9 protein-coding genes are annotated in these 14,480 nt (G+C 69.3%); 5 read left to right on the forward strand and 4 right to left on the reverse strand.

The genetic code is table 11. From position 1 onward, the window contains the following. Nucleotides 1-27: 27 nt before the first annotated feature. The 4 genes from OG965_RS10655 to metH form a co-directional block, all read right to left on the reverse strand. Entirely contained in the window at nucleotides 28-1,614 is a 1,587-nt protein-coding gene (locus OG965_RS10655) for an ABC transporter substrate-binding protein (protein WP_371651498.1), read from the reverse strand. A gap of 109 nt (nucleotides 1,615-1,723) precedes the next feature. Beyond that, nucleotides 1,724-3,322, reverse strand: a complete 1,599-nt coding sequence (locus OG965_RS10660) for an ABC transporter substrate-binding protein (RefSeq protein ID WP_371651500.1) — start codon at nucleotides 3,320-3,322, stop codon at nucleotides 1,724-1,726. A 514-nt stretch (nucleotides 3,323-3,836) separates the two neighbouring features. After that, nucleotides 3,837-4,538, reverse strand: coding sequence for an HAD family hydrolase (locus OG965_RS10665; protein WP_371651502.1), 702 nt, complete (start codon nucleotides 4,536-4,538; stop codon nucleotides 3,837-3,839). Between the two features lie 130 nt (nucleotides 4,539-4,668). Then, nucleotides 4,669-8,199 carry a methionine synthase gene (gene metH / locus OG965_RS10670; RefSeq protein ID WP_371651504.1) on the reverse strand — a complete coding sequence of 1,177 codons (3,531 nt, stop codon included), beginning with the start codon at nucleotides 8,197-8,199 and terminating at the stop codon, nucleotides 4,669-4,671. Between the two features lie 280 nt (nucleotides 8,200-8,479). On the opposite strand from metH, the gene OG965_RS10675 reads away from it, so the two are divergent. The 5 genes from OG965_RS10675 (at nucleotide 8,480) to OG965_RS10695 (ending at nucleotide 14,455) form a co-directional block, all read left to right on the forward strand. Continuing rightward, complete coding sequence (locus tag OG965_RS10675; RefSeq protein WP_371651506.1) at nucleotides 8,480-9,244, forward strand: IclR family transcriptional regulator; 765 nt, start codon at nucleotides 8,480-8,482, stop codon at nucleotides 9,242-9,244. 368 nt (nucleotides 9,245-9,612) lie between these two features. Then, complete coding sequence (locus tag OG965_RS10680) at nucleotides 9,613-10,413, forward strand: MIP/aquaporin family protein (protein ID WP_371651508.1); 801 nt, start codon at nucleotides 9,613-9,615, stop codon at nucleotides 10,411-10,413. 42 nt (nucleotides 10,414-10,455) lie between these two features. Next, nucleotides 10,456-12,018: a glycerol kinase GlpK gene (gene glpK, locus OG965_RS10685; RefSeq protein WP_371651510.1), complete on the forward strand. Its 1,563-nt coding sequence runs from the start codon at nucleotides 10,456-10,458 to the stop codon at nucleotides 12,016-12,018. Between the two features lie 5 nt (nucleotides 12,019-12,023). After that, nucleotides 12,024-13,634: an FAD-dependent oxidoreductase gene (locus OG965_RS10690; RefSeq protein ID WP_371651512.1), complete on the forward strand. Its 1,611-nt coding sequence runs from the start codon at nucleotides 12,024-12,026 to the stop codon at nucleotides 13,632-13,634. 149 nt (nucleotides 13,635-13,783) lie between these two features. Continuing rightward, a complete protein-coding gene (locus OG965_RS10695) occupies nucleotides 13,784-14,455 on the forward strand; it encodes a FadR/GntR family transcriptional regulator (protein WP_371651514.1) in 672 nt (223 codons plus the stop codon). Nucleotides 14,456-14,480 lie beyond the last annotated feature (25 nt).

Here is a 14,480-nt window from a genome sequence, read left to right on the forward strand (position 1 = left end):
CCGCACCCCCTCGGGGCCGCGCCCCCGCTAGTTCTTGCTGATCTCCCAGAACCGGAACACGGTCGACGGGTCCAGGGTCCACTCCAGGCCGACCACGCCCTCGCGGGCCACCGCGTACTGCTTGCCCTGCCACAGCGGCAGGAGCGGCAGGTCCGCGGCGACGAGGTCCTGGAGGCGGGCGAAGTCGGCCTCGGTGGCCGAGCGGTCTTCCGTGGCGGCCGTCGACGGGATGATCTCGTCGGTGATCGCCTTGTTCACGTAGTGGTTGGACAGCACGTTGTCCTTGCCGAAGAACGGCGAGGTGAAGTTGTCCGGGTCCGGGTAGTCCGGGATCCAGCCCTTCACGTACACGCCGTACTTGCCGGCCGCGATGTCCTTCTCGTACTGCTTGAACTCGACGGACTGCACCTCGGCGTCGAACAGCCCGCTCGCGTTGAGCTGCTTGGCGATGGCCCGCATCTCGTCGTCGGTGCCCGGTCCGTAGCGGATGGGCGTGGACCACAGGGTGAGCTTCACCTTGCCGGTGATGCCGGCCTTGTGCAGGACCTGCTTGGCCTTCGCGGGCTGCGGGCTGCCGCCGTACATGTCGAACAGCGAGGTGCTGTGCGCGGTGATGCCGGACGGGACGATCGAATAGAGCGGCGTCGCGGTCGACTTGTAGACGTCGCGCACCAGCGCCTCGCGGTCGACGAGGTAGGCGATGGCCTTGCGGACGGCGGGCTTGCCGGCGACCGCGTCGTTCATGTTGAAGACCAGGTGCTGGACCTCGGCGCTGGTGCCCTCGACGACCTTGACGCCCTTCTTGTCCACCACGCTGGTGGCCTGGAGGTCGGCGATGTCCTTGGCGGTGAGACCGCGGTAGGCGAGGTCCACGTCGCCGTTCTTCAGCGCGTCCGCCAGGTCCTTCTGCCGGCCGTGGAAGAGCTTCATGGTCATGCCGGAGTTCTTGACCTTGGCATTGCCCTTGTAGCTGGAGTTGACCGAGAAGCTCGCCTGCTTCTCGCCGAACGCGTCCAGCTTGTAGACGCCCGAGCCGACCGCCTTGCCGTCGGTGCGCAGCTTGTCCGCCGGGTACGTCTCGTGGTCGACGATCGAGCCGGCACCGGAGGCGATCTTGCTGGGGAAGGTGGCGTCCGGCACCTTGAGGTGGAAGACGACGGTCTGCTCGTTCGGGGTGTCGATCTTGCCCAGGGTGGAGAGCAGCGGCGCGGGCCCGTTGGCGTCGTTGATCTTCAGTACCCGCTGGAACGAGAACTTGACGTCCTCGGAGGTCAGCGCGTGGCCGTTGGAGAACTTCAGACCGGAGCGCAGGGTGCAGCGGAAGACCTGGGAGCCGCCCTTGTCGAACGAGCAGCGCTCGGCCGCCTCGGGCTGCGGGGCGGTGCTCCCCTTGGGGAAGCTGAGCAGCGACTGGAAGACGTTGTTGAACAGCAGCCAGGAGCCCGGGTCGTAACCGGAGGCCGGGTCGGTGGCCAGGATGTCGTCCGACATTCCCATGACCACCGACGCGCCGCTCCCGGACGAGGACCCGTCCTCCGAGCCGCAGCCGCTGAGGAGACCGGCTGCCAGCCCCGCGGCGAGCGGGGCCGTCAGCCATCGGTTCCGTATCTTCACGTGCAAGTGCCTCACAGTCGTTGTTCGGCTGGGGTCCGGGTTGTCCCGGGGAGACGCAGCCTCACTGAAATTGCTTGCCGGCACGTGAATATCGCGGCCGGGTCCTGCGTTACTTCACGCCGCGGCCCAGCTCCCAGAGCTGGAGGTCGGCGGAGGAGTTGAGCGCCCACTCGGTGCCCGTGATCTCGCTGCGGGCGGCGACGTACTGCTTGCCCTGCCACAGCGGCAGTACGGGGACGTCGTTGGCGACGATGTCCTGGATCTTCTCGAACGGCTTGGAGGCCTGGTTGCGGTCGGCCGCGACGCGGGATTCCGGGATCAGGGTGTTGCGCACCTCGACGTTGGAATACGGCGAGTTGAGGAAGTTGTCGCGGCCGAGGAAGGGCGCGACGTAGTTGTCCGGGTCCGGGAAGTCGGGGAACCAGCCGAGGCCGTAGACGGCGTACTCGCCGGCCTTCTGGGCCGGGCGGTACTTGGGCCAGTCGGTCGCCTTGAGCGTGGTGGCGAACAGGCCGGTGGAGTTCAGCTGGTCCCGCAGGATCGAGAACTCCTTGGCGGTGCCCGGGCCGTAGTGGTCGCTCGTGTAGTTCAGCGTGAGCTTCACCGGGGTGGACACATTCGCGGCCTTCAGAATGGCGGAGGCCTTCTGCTTGCTCGGCTCGCCGTACTTGTTGAAGAACGAGTTGGTGTGCCCGGCGATCGAGGTCGGGATGAGCGAGTAGAGCGGCTCGGCGGTCGCCCCGTACACCTTGGAGGCCAGCGCGCCGCGGTCGACGACGGCGGCCATCGCCTGGCGGACGGCCTTGTTCTTCACCGACGGGTCGTTGGTGTTGAAGCCCAGGTAACGGATTTCCAGGCCGGGCATCTCGACCAGGTTGACGTTCTTCGGCGGGGTGACCGAGTACTTCTGGATCTGGTCCGGCGACATGGAACGCGTCATCAGGTCGATCTTGCCGGACTCCAGCTCGGCGCCCATGGAATCGGCGTCGGCGAACGAGCGCAGCTCGACCTTGTCGTTGTTGACCTTCAAGTCCCCCTTGTAATGGGGGTTCTTGCTGAAGACGGCCTTGACGACCTTGTCGCCGTCGTACTCGGCCTTGAGGGTGTACGGGCCGGAGCCGTCGACCTCGAAGCCGCCGCGCAGCGCCTTCGGCCGGTACTTGTCCTTCTGCACGATCGCGGCGGCGGGCGTCGCGAGCTTGTACGGGAAGGTGGCGTCCGGGGTCTTCAGATGGAAGACGATCTCGTCGTCGCCCTTGGTCTCCATCGTGTCGATGTTCTCAAGGAGCGCGACGGGACCGTTGCCGTCCTTGATGTTCAGGACGCGCTGGATGGAGTAGTGGACGTCGGCGGCGGTCAGCTTGGAGCCGTCGGCGAACTTGATGCCGCTGCGCAGCTTGCAGCGGTAGCTCTCGTTCTCCTTGTCGGTGAACGAGCAGCTGGAGGCCGCGTCCGGGACGGGCTCGCCGCCGCCGCGCGGGACGTGGACGAGCATCTGCACGGTCTGGCGCAGCACGTTCCAGGCACCGGTGTCGTACGCGTAGGCCGGGTCGAAGGGAGCGGGCGCGTCCTTGGTGACCACGAACTGGTCCGTGGTGCCCACGACGATGGCCTTGCCGCCGCCCCCACTTCCTGCCCCGCCACATGCGGCGAGTACGGGGGCGAGCAGGCCCACTACGGCCGGCAGCACCAAAGTCTTGCGGTTCATCCTGGACGTTCTCCCTATGTGTCCGGCACTGGGGTACAGCGGTGTACGAATCACTCCGCCGCGGCCGCCCGGTCGGGGCGGGGGCGATCGGGCCGGTACGTACGATCGGACCTGCGCGCCCGGCGGCTTGGTGGGTGCCGGGGCAGTTGAGGGTGCGGCGAAGTTCTCGCGACGAGATTAGTGGGCGGGCCGGGAAAGCCCGTACTGGGCCTGCTCCATTCACACGCCACGCAGTGGCCGGAAATAGCGGCCCGCCGATATCGAGGCGGCGGAATCTTTCGTACAGGAGATACCCAAACAGGACACAAGGGCACCTCCCGAGCGCCGCGAGATGCCCTTGAAGCCGGTCACTGACGGCAGATCAGGTGACGAACGTCACCCCCTTGACATGCATTGACGCGTCGTGAATTCCACCGTTGCGACGGTGCCGCGAAGCCCTTGCGAGGTCACGGAAAATGCACGGCCGGATGCGATGAGTTTGCGCCGCATTCAAGGGGCACGCTGTGTGAACGGATCAGTTCATCCGTGTGATCAGGGTCCGCAGAAAAGCCAGGTCGACTTGTTCGAGGGAATCGACGACGACCCGGCCCGAGGCGGGCTCGATGGGCGCGACGGACGGCACCGCCACCACCCGGCAGCCGGCCGCCTCGGCGGCCGCCACACCGGTCGCGGTGTCCTCGACGACCGCGCATCTGGTGGGGTCCGCGCCGAGCCCGGAGGCGGCGAACAGATACGGATCGGGGTGCGGCTTGGTGCGGCCGACCTCGTCCCCGGCGACGGTGAGAGCGAAGTTGCGCGCGCCCAGCGAGTGCAGGACCCGGTCGATGATCCGCCGGTGCGAGGCCGAGACCAGGGCGGTCGGCACCGAGTGCTCGGCGAGCTCGCCGAGCAGCCGGGCGGCTCCCGGCATCAGCGGGACCCCGCGGCTGATGCGCGCCTCGAAGCGGTCGTTGAGCAGCACCGTGAGCTCGGGGACGGTGATGTCGGCGCCCGTCGCCTCGATGAGGAACCCGGCGCTGCGGGTCATGGGCCCGCCCACCACGACATCGCGCCAGCTTTCGTGGAGAGGGTGGCCGAGCGCGGCGAAGACCTCCACCTCGGCGTCCCACCAGAACCCCTCGGTGTCGACCAGCGTGCCGTCCATGTCCAGGAAGACGGCTTCGAGGGCCGATCCTTCGGCCGTACCGGTAACGGGCACGGGAACCGTGGTGGTCATCCGGGCACACCTCCTGGAGGGACGAGAAGGCCGGTTCCCAGGGTGGGAACCGGCCTGCGCTGGACCGACAAGTGTACGTCTCGGCAGCGGGAAACGCTCGTGATAAAGCTCGCGGCCGCCCCGCGACCCGCTAGCGGGCGTTGAAGTACTTCGCCTCGGGGTGGTGGATGACGATGGCGTCCGTGGACTGCTCGGGGTGGAGCTGGAACTCCTCGGAGAGGTGGACGCCGATCCGCTCGGGCTGCAGCAGCTCGGCGATCTTGGCGCGGTCCTCCAGGTCGGGGCAGGCCCCGTAGCCGAGCGAGAAGCGCGCGCCGCGGTACTTGAGGGCGAACATGTCCTCCACGTCGGACGGGTCCTCCCCGGCGAAGCCGAGCTCGCCGCGCACGCGCGCGTGCCAGTACTCGGCCAGGGCCTCCGCCAACTGCACGGACAGACCGTGCAGTTCGAGGTAGTCGCGGTAGGAGTTGGCCTCGAACAGCTCGGCCGTGGCCTCGCCGATCTTCGAGCCGACCGTGACCACCTGGAGCCCGACCACGTCGGTCTCGCCGGACTCCTCCGGGCGGAAGAAGTCCGCCAGGCACAGCCGGCGGCCGCGGCGCTGGCGCGGGAAGGTGAAGCGGGTCCGCTCCGAGCCGTCCTCGTTGAGGATGATCAGGTCGTCGCCCTTGGAGACGCACGGGAAGTAGCCGTGGACGACGGCCGCCTCCAGCAGGTTCCTGGTGTGCAGCTGCTCCAGCCAGCCGCGCAGCCGCGGGCGGCCCTCGGTCTCCGCCAGCTCCTCGTAGCTCGGCCCGTCGCCGGCCCGGTTCTGCTTGAGGCCCCACTGGCCCTTGAAGAGCGCGCCCTCGTCGAGCCAGGAGGCGTACTCCTTGAGGCCGATGCCCTTGATCACCCGGGTGCCCCAGAACGGCGGCTCGGGGATGCGGTTGTCGACGGCCACGTCCGAGCGGACCGAGCCCTCGGGCTCCTTCTCCTCGGGCAGGGCCGCCACGCGCTTGGGCACCCGGCGCTGCTTGAGCTCGGGCAGGGTCGCGCCGGGCACGCCGCGCTTCACCGCGACCAGGGCGTCCATCAGGCGCAGGCCCTCGAACGCGTCGCGGGCGTAGCGGACTTCACCCTCGTAGATCTCGTGCAGGTCCTGCTCGACGTACGCGCGCGTGAGGGCCGCGCCACCGAGGATCACCGGGTAGTCGGCGGCCATCTTGCGCTGGTTGAGCTCCTGCAGGTTCTCCTTCATGATCACGGTCGACTTCACCAGGAGGCCGGACATGCCGATCACATCGGCCCGGTGCTCCTCGGCGGCCTCCAGGATCGCGGAGACGGGCTGCTTGATGCCGAGGTTGACGACGTTGTAGCCGTTGTTGGAGAGGATGATGTCGACGAGGTTCTTGCCGATGTCGTGGACGTCGCCGCGCACGGTGGCGAGCACGATGGTGCCCTTGCCCTCCGCGTCGGACTTCTCCATGTACGGCTCCAGATGGGCCACGGCCGTCTTCATGACCTCGGCGGACTGGAGGACGAACGGCAGCTGCATCTGGCCGGAGCCGAAGAGCTCGCCGACGACCTTCATGCCCTCCAGGAGGGTGTCGTTGACGATGTCGAGGGCGGGGCGGGTGAGCAGCGCCTCGTCGAGGTCGGCGGCCAGGCCGTTCTTCTCGCCGTCGATGATCCGGCGCTGGAGGCGCTCGTCCAGCGGCAGCGCGAGGAGCTCCTCGGCCTTGCCCGCCTTCATCGACTTGGTGCTGACGCCCTCGAAGAGCTCCATGAGCCGCTGCAGCGGGTCATAAGCCGGTTCGTCCCCCTGCTGGGGGCGTCGGCGGTCGTAGACGAGGTCGAGGGCGACCTTGACCTGCTCCTCCTCCAGACGCGCGATCGGCAGGATCTTGGAGGCGTGCACGATCGCGGAGTCGAGGCCCGCCTTGACGCACTCGTCCAGGAAGACGGAGTTCAGTACGACACGGGCGGCCGGGTTGAGGCCGAAGGAGATGTTGGACAGGCCGAGGGTGGTCTGGACGTCCGGGCGGCGGCGCTTGAGCTCGCGGATCGCCTCGATGGTGGCGATGCCGTCCTTGCGGGACTCCTCCTGGCCGGTGCAGATGGTGAAGGTCAGCGCGTCGATGAGGATGTCGGACTCGTGCACGCCCCAGTTGCCGGTGAGGTCGTCGATGAGCCGCTCCGCGATGGCGACCTTGTGCTCGACGGTACGGGCCTGGCCCTCCTCGTCGATGGTGAGCGCGATCAGCGCCGCGCCATGCTCCACGGCCAGCTCGGTGACCTTGGCGAACCGCGACTCGGGCCCGTCGCCGTCCTCGTAGTTGACGGAGTTGATGACCGCGCGCCCGCCGAGCTTCTCCAGACCGGCCTGGAGGACGTTCACCTCGGTGGAGTCGAGGACGATCGGCAGGGTGGAGGCGGTGGCGAAGCGGCCGGCGAGCTCCTCCATGTCGGCGACGCCGTCGCGGCCCACGTAGTCGACGCAGAGGTCGAGCATGTGGGCGCCCTCGCGGATCTGGTCGCGGGCCATCTCCACGCAGTCGTCCCAGCGGCCCTCCAGCATGGCATCGCGGAACTTCTTGGACCCGTTGGCGTTGGTGCGCTCGCCGATCGCCATGTACGAGGTGTCCTGGCGGAACGGCACGGTCTGATAGAGCGAGGCGGCGCCGGGCTCGGGGCGCGGGTGGCGCTCGGTGGGGGCGAGGCCGCGGACCCGCTCGACGACCTGGCGCAGGTGCTCGGGCGTGGTGCCGCAGCAGCCGCCGACCAGCGAGAGGCCGTACTCGCGGACGAACGTCTCCTGGGCGTCGGCGAGTTCCGGCGCGGAGAGCGGGTAGTGCGCGCCGTCCTTGCCGAGGACGGGCAGTCCGGCGTTGGGCATGCAGGACAGCGGCACCCGGGAGTTGCGGGCGAGGTAGCGCAGGTGCTCGCTCATCTCGGCGGGGCCGGTGGCGCAGTTGAGGCCGATCATGTCGATGCCCAGCGGCTCAAGGGCGGTGAGCGCGGCGCCGATCTCGGAGCCGAGCAGCATGGTGCCGGTGGTCTCGACGGTGACCGAGCAGATGATCGGGACCCGGTAGCCGGCCACGTCCAGGGCGCGCTGGGCGCCGAGGATGGCGGCCTTGGTCTGGAGCAGGTCCTGGGTGGTCTCCACCAGGAGCGCGTCGGCGCCGCCGGCGAGCATGCCCTCGGCGTTCTGCTGGTAGGCGTCGCGCAGCAGGGTGTACGGGGCGTGGCCGAGGGTGGGGAGCTTGGTGCCGGGGCCCATGGAACCGAGCACCCAGCGCTGCTGTCCGGTCGAGGCGGTGAACTCGTCGGCGACCTCGCGGGCGATCCGGGCACCCGACTCGGACAGCTCGTACACGCGCTCGGGGATGTCGTACTCACCGAGCGCGGAGAAGTTCGCGCCGAAGGTGTTGGTCTCGACGCAGTCGACGCCGACCGCGAAGTACTCCTGGTGCACCGAGCGCACGATGTCGGGCCGGGTGACGTTGAGGATCTCGTTGCAGCCCTCAAGGTCCTGGAAGTCCTCCAGGGTGGGGTCCTGCGCCTGGAGCATGGTGCCCATGGCTCCGTCGGCCACCACCACGCGGGTGGCGAGCGCTTCGCGGAGCGCGTCTGCGCGGGTCCGGCTGTCAGCGGAAGGGGTAGGCAACGAGGCCATGGATCTGCTCCCTGGAGTGCGACGGCTGTCGGCTTTGCGGCGTCCGAGGGGAGGCCGCACCCGGTCAGGGTAACCGGGAGCGGGGCGGGTGGGCACAGGTGTCCCACGGGGCGGACTGCGAGGCGGGCCGCCCGGGTGACGGCCGGATGGCCCCGGTGGGTCTGTCATCTGAACTGGCCGGATGGTGGCGGGGACCGTCCATCACGGTGACACGAGGTCGACAACGGCCGATACTGTTCAGCATTGTCGAACTCAACGTTCCGAAGTGGGAGGAAGCGCGATGGCGCGGAACATCCAGTCGCTCGAACGGGCGGCCGCCATGCTGCGGCTGCTCGCGGGCGGCGAGCGGCGGCTCGGCCTGTCCGAGGTGGCCTCCGCGCTCGGCCTGGCGAAGGGCACCGCGCACGGCATCCTGCGCACCCTCCAGGCGGAGGGGTTCGTCGAGCAGGACCCGGCCTCCGGCCGCTACCAGCTCGGCGCGGAGCTGCTGCGCCTGGGCAACAGCTATCTGGACGTCCACGAGCTGCGGGCGCGCGCCCTGGTGTGGACGGACGACCTGGCGCGCTCCAGCGGAGAGAGCGTGTACGTGGGCGTCCTGCACCAGCAGGGCGTGCTGATCATGCACCACGTCTTCCGGCCCGACGACAGCCGTCAGGTGCTGGAGGTCGGGGCGATGCAGCCACTGCACTCCACCGCGCTCGGCAAGGTCCTGTCGGCGTTCGACCCGGTGGCGCACACCGAGGCGGTGGACGGCGAGCGGACCGCGTTCACGCCCCGCACGGTGACCACGGGCGACGGCTTCGAGGAGCTGCTCGACCTGGCGCGGGCGCGCGGCTGGGCGAGCGACATGGAGGAGACCTGGGACGGGGTGGCCTCGGTGGCCGCGCCGATCTTCGACCGGCGCCGGATGCCGGTGGGCGCGGTGGGGGTGACCGGGGCCGTGGAGCGCGTCTGCAAGGACGGCGAGGTCCGCTCCGAGCTGGTGGCGGCGGTGCGCGACTGCGCCCGCTCGGTCTCGCGCGATCTGGGCGCCGGCCGCTTCTGACCCGGCCGCGGGTTTTTCACGGCCTGCCCCCTGGCCCCTCGCGGCCCGGCCGCCCGCCCTTCGCGCGGGCCTGACCAGCCACTTCCCGCCCCGTTCTGATCGTTTCCGATCCTGGCTGGAAGTTTTCGATCAATGTGGCCGAAAGATACCTGCTGGTAACGATCGGGATACCGGCCACAGAACCCTTGACGTCGACTTAACGCCAGAGCAACACTGCCGTTCATCGGTCGGCATTGTCGAACACCTAACGGCAATACGAGTTAGAGTGTGACAACGCCAAGGGCCGTCAAGCCCTCGACGTGAGGGCGCGGACTTCCGGAGCAACCCGGGGTTCGCCTTCCCCTGGACGAAGGACAAAGGAGTCGCGGGTGTCCAGCTCCGACATCTTCACCGGCGAGATCATCGGTACCGCCGTTCTCATCCTGCTGGGCGGTGGCGTGTGCGCCGCCGTCACACTGAAGAGCTCCAAGGCACGCAATGCGGGCTGGCTCGCCATCACCTTCGGGTGGGGTTTCGCGGTGCTCACCGGCGCTTACATCTCCGCCCCGCTCTCGGGTGCGCACCTCAATCCGGCGGTGACGCTCGGCCTCGCCATCGAGGGCGGCACCGAGTGGAGCGACGTGCCCGTCTACCTCGCGGGACAGCTGCTCGGCGCGATGATCGGCGCCACGCTGGTCTGGCTGGCCTACTACGGCCAGTTCCAGGCGCACCTGACCGATCCGGAGATCGTCGGCAAGCCTGCCGACAGTGCCGACAAGCCGGTCGAGGGACCGCACAACGGCGCCGCCAACGCGGGCCCGGTGCTCGGGATCTTCTCCACCGGCCCCGAGATCCGCAACGCGATACAGAACCTCACCACCGAGATCATCGGTACGGCCGTGCTGGTCCTCGCGATCCTCACGCAGGGCCTCAACGGCGACGGCAAGGGCCTCGGCGTCATCGGTGTCCTGATCACCTCCCTGGTCGTCGTCGGCCTCGGCCTCTCGCTCGGCGGCCCCACGGGCTACGCCATCAACCCGTTCCGCGACCTGGGTCCGCGCATCGTGCACTCGCTGCTGCCGCTGCCCAACAAGGGCGGTTCGGACTGGGCGTACGCCTGGGTGCCGGTTGTCGGCCCGCTGGCCGGTGCCGCCCTCGCGGGCGGCCTGTACAACCTCGCCTTCGCCTGAGCCGTTGAGCTGTAGAGACCTTCAGACCTCCAGGAGAACCTCGTGAGCGACACCCACACCACCGCCTCGCACGGTCACGGCACCGCTTCCCATGGCCATGGGCCATTCATTGCGGCCATCGACCAGGGCACCACCTCGTCCCGCTGCATCGTCTTCGACAAGGACGGCCGGATCGTCTCGGTCGACCAGAAGGAGCACGAGCAGATCTTCCCGAAGCCGGGCTGGGTCGAGCACGACGCCGCCGAGATCTGGACCAACGTCCAGGAAGTCGTGGCGGGCGCCGTCGACAAGGCGGGCATCACCGCCGCCGACGTCAAGGCGATCGGCATCACCAACCAGCGCGAGACCACCCTGCTGTGGGACAAGAACACCGGCGAGCCCGTGCACAACGCGCTCGTCTGGCAGGACACCCGCACCGACGCGCTCTGCAGGGAGCTCGGCCGCAACGTCGGCCAGGACCGCTTCCGCCGCGAGACGGGCCTGCCGCTCGCGTCGTACTTCGCCGGCCCCAAGGTCCGCTGGCTGCTCGACAACGTCGAGGGCCTGCGCGAGCGCGCCGAGCGCGGCGACATCCTCTTCGGCACCATGGACTCCTGGGTCATCTGGAACCTGACCGGTGGCGTCGACGGCGGTGTGCACGTCACGGACGTCACCAACGCCTCGCGCACGCTGCTCATGAACCTGCACGAGATGGCCTGGGACGAGAAGATCCTCCAGTCCATGGACATCCCGGCGGCCGTGCTGCCCGAGATCCGCTCCTCCGCCGAGGTGTACGGGCACGCCAAGGGCGGCGTCCTGGACGGCATCCCGGTCGCCTCCGCGCTCGGCGACCAGCAGGCGGCCCTGTTCGGCCAGACCTGCTTCTCGGAGGGCGAGGCCAAGTCGACGTACGGCACCGGCACCTTCATGCTGATGAACACCGGTGACAAGCCCGTCAACTCCTACAACGGCCTGCTGACCACCGTCGGCTACCAGATCGGCGACCAGAAGCCGGTCTACGCCCTCGAAGGCTCGATCGCCGTCACCGGCTCGCTCGTCCAGTGGATGCGCGACCAGATGGGCATGATCAAGACCGCCGCCGAGATCGAGACCCTGGCGTCCTCGGTCGAGGACAACGGCGGCGCGTACTTCGTGCCGGCCTTCTCCGGTCTGTTCGCCCCGTACTGGCGCTCCGACGCCCGCGGTGTGATCGCCGGTCTCACCCGGTACGTCACCAAGGCGCACATCGCGCGCGCCGTGCTTGAGGCCACCGCCTGGCAGACCCGCGAGATCACCGACGCCATGACGAAGGACTCCGGCGTCGAGCTGACCGCGCTCAAGGTCGACGGCGGCATGACCTCCAACAACCTGCTGATGCAGACCCTCTCGGACTTCCTGGACGCGCCGGTGGTGCGTCCGATGGTCGCCGAGACCACCTGCCTCGGCGCCGCCTACGCCGCCGGTCTGGCCGTCGGCTTCTGGCCGGACACCGACGCGCTGCGCGCCAACTGGCGCCGGGCGGCGGAATGGACCCCTCGCATGGACGCCGACAAGCGTGACAGCGAGTACAAGAGCTGGCTCAAGGCCGTCGAGCGGACCATGGGCTGGATCGAGGACGAGGAGTAATCGAAATGACCACCCTGCAGAGCGTCCCTGCCCTTGGGACGCACCCGGCCTCCGGCTCTCACCCGAGCCGCGCCGAAACTCGGGAGCAGCTTTCCAAGGCGACGTACGACCTCCTGGTGATCGGCGGCGGCATCCTGGGCATCTCCACCGCCTGGCACGCCGCGCAGTCCGGGCTGCGGGTGGCCCTGGTGGACGCCGGCGACTTCGCCGGCGCCACCTCCTCGGCCTCCTCCAAGCTCCTCCACGGCGGTCTGCGCTACCTGCAGACCGGTGCGGTGAAGCTGGTGGCCGAGAACCACTTCGAGCGGCGTGCGGTGTCGCGTCAGGTGGCACCGCACCTCGCCAACCCGCTCACCTTCTACCTGCCCGTCTACAAGGGCGGCCCGCACGGCGCGGCCAAGCTCGGCGCGGGCGTCTTCGCCTACTCGGCGCTGTCCGCGTTCGGTGACGGCGTCGGCCACCTGCTGTCGCCCTCCAAGGCCGCGCAGGACGTGCCGGAGCTGCGCACGGACAACCTGAAGGCCGTGGCCGTGTACGGCGACGACCAGATGAACGACGCGCGCATGGCCCTGATGACGGTCCGCGCCGCCGTGGACGCGGGCGCGGCCGTGCTCAACCACGCCGAGGTCACCGGGCTGCGCTTCACCAAGGGCCGGGTCACCGGCGCCGATCTGCGCGACCGGCTCTCCGGCGACGAGTTCGGCGTCAACGCCCGCCTGGTGCTCAACGCGACCGGCCCGTGGGTCGACCACCTGCGCAAGATGGAGGACGCGGACGCGGCCCCCTCCATCCGGCTGTCCAAGGGCGCGCACCTGGTCCTCAAGCGCACCTCCCCCTGGAAGGCGGCGCTGGCGACCCCGATCGACAAGTACCGCATCACCTTCGCCCTGCCGTGGGAGGACATGCTCCTGCTCGGCACCACGGACGAGGAGTTCGAGGGCGACCCGGCGGACGTCGCGGTCACCGAGAAGGACACCGCCCAGATCCTCGACGAGGCCGCGTTCTCCATCCGCGACCAGCAGCTGTCGCGCGATCTGATCACGTACTCCTTCGCGGGTCTGCGGGTGCTGCCGGGCGGTCCCGGCGACACCTCCAAGGCCAAGCGCGAGACGGTCGTCACCGAGGGCCGCGGCGGCATGCTGTCGGTGGCCGGCGGCAAGTGGACGACCTTCCGCCACATCGGCCGTACGGTGATGCAGAAGCTGGAGCAGCTTCCGGGACGTCCGCTCGGTGACGACTTCGAGCCGATCTCCTCGCTCCCCGGCAAGCTGCCGCTGCCCGGCATAGCGAACCCGCGCGCCGTCGCCCACCGCCTGATGGTGGACGGCCCGGCGCCCGGCCCGCGCATGGCGGCCGACACCGCCAGGCACCTCGCCACGCACTACGGCTCGCTCTCCTTCGACATCGCGCGCCTGGCCAACGAGGACGCGGCGCTGGCCGAGCGGATCCACCCGGACGCGCCGGAGATCTGGGCACAGGTCGTCTACGCGCGCGACCACGAGTGGGCCGAGACGGCCGACGACGTGCTGCGCCGCCGCACCACGCTCACGATCCGGGGCCTTGCCACGGACGAGATCCGCGGCAAGGTCGACGACCTGCTCGGCAAGAAGAACTGACGTATAGTTAGTCCGGCCAGTCAGCGCCGGAAGGGGCGGTTCCCACGGGGGGAGCCGCCCCTTTCGCATGCGGGAGGCGCCGACGCGGCGCTGGGACGCATAATGGGGACCGATTCATCGGATGTATGCCCCTGTATGGAGGTCGCCCCATGGCAGTCACCGACGAGGCCATCGAGAAGATCAAGGAAATGATCGTCTCCGGTGCGCTGCGCCCGGGCGACCGGCTGCCCAAGGAGAGCGAACTCGCCGCCGAGCTCGGCCTGTCCAGGAACTCGCTGCGCGAGGCGGTCCGCGCGCTCTCCCTGATCCGCATCCTGGATGTGCGCCAGGGCGACGGTACGTACGTCACCAGCCTGGACCCCCAGCTGCTGCTGGAGGCGATGAGCTTCGTCGTGGACTTCCACCGGGACGACACGGTCCTGGAGTTCCTGGCGGTGCGGCGGATCCTGGAGCCGGCGGCGACGGCGATGGCGGCGTCCCGGATCGAGGACGCGGAACTGGACGCGCTGGCGGCCCAGTTGGACGCGCTGGGGCCTGACCCGTCGGTGGAGGAGCTGGTCGCCTGCGACCTGGAGTTCCACCGGGGGATCGTGCAGAGCGCCGGGAACTCGGTGCTCTGCTCCCTCCTGGACGGCCTCTCGGGCCCCACCACCCGGGCCCGGGTGTGGCGCGGCCTGACCCAGGAGGACGCGGTGGCCCGCACCCTCCACGAACACCGCGCCATCCTCGCGGCCCTGCGCGACCGGGACGCGGAGGCGGCGCGGTCCTGGGCGACGGTCCACATCGCCAGCGTGGAGCAGTGGCTCAGGTCGACCCTGTAGGCGACGTTCTGGACGCCCCGGACTA

Source organism: Streptomyces sp. NBC_00224, from assembly GCF_041435195.1.
Lineage (GTDB): Bacteria > Actinomycetota > Actinomycetes > Streptomycetales > Streptomycetaceae > Streptomyces.

What these genes read in the sequence shown, in the direction of transcription:
- OG965_RS10695 (WP_371651514.1), top strand. Translation starts at nt 13,784, where the DNA reads ATGGCAGTCACCGACGAGGCCATCGAGAAGATCAAGGAAATGATCGTC.
- OG965_RS10665 (WP_371651502.1), bottom strand. Translation starts at nt 4,538, where the DNA reads ATGACCACCACGGTTCCCGTGCCCGTTACCGGTACGGCCGAAGGATCG.
- OG965_RS10660 (WP_371651500.1), bottom strand. Translation starts at nt 3,322, where the DNA reads ATGAACCGCAAGACTTTGGTGCTGCCGGCCGTAGTGGGCCTGCTCGCC.
- metH (WP_371651504.1), bottom strand. Translation starts at nt 8,199, where the DNA reads ATGGCCTCGTTGCCTACCCCTTCCGCTGACAGCCGGACCCGCGCAGAC.
- OG965_RS10690 (WP_371651512.1), top strand. Translation starts at nt 12,024, where the DNA reads ATGACCACCCTGCAGAGCGTCCCTGCCCTTGGGACGCACCCGGCCTCC.
- OG965_RS10675 (WP_371651506.1), top strand. Translation starts at nt 8,480, where the DNA reads ATGGCGCGGAACATCCAGTCGCTCGAACGGGCGGCCGCCATGCTGCGG.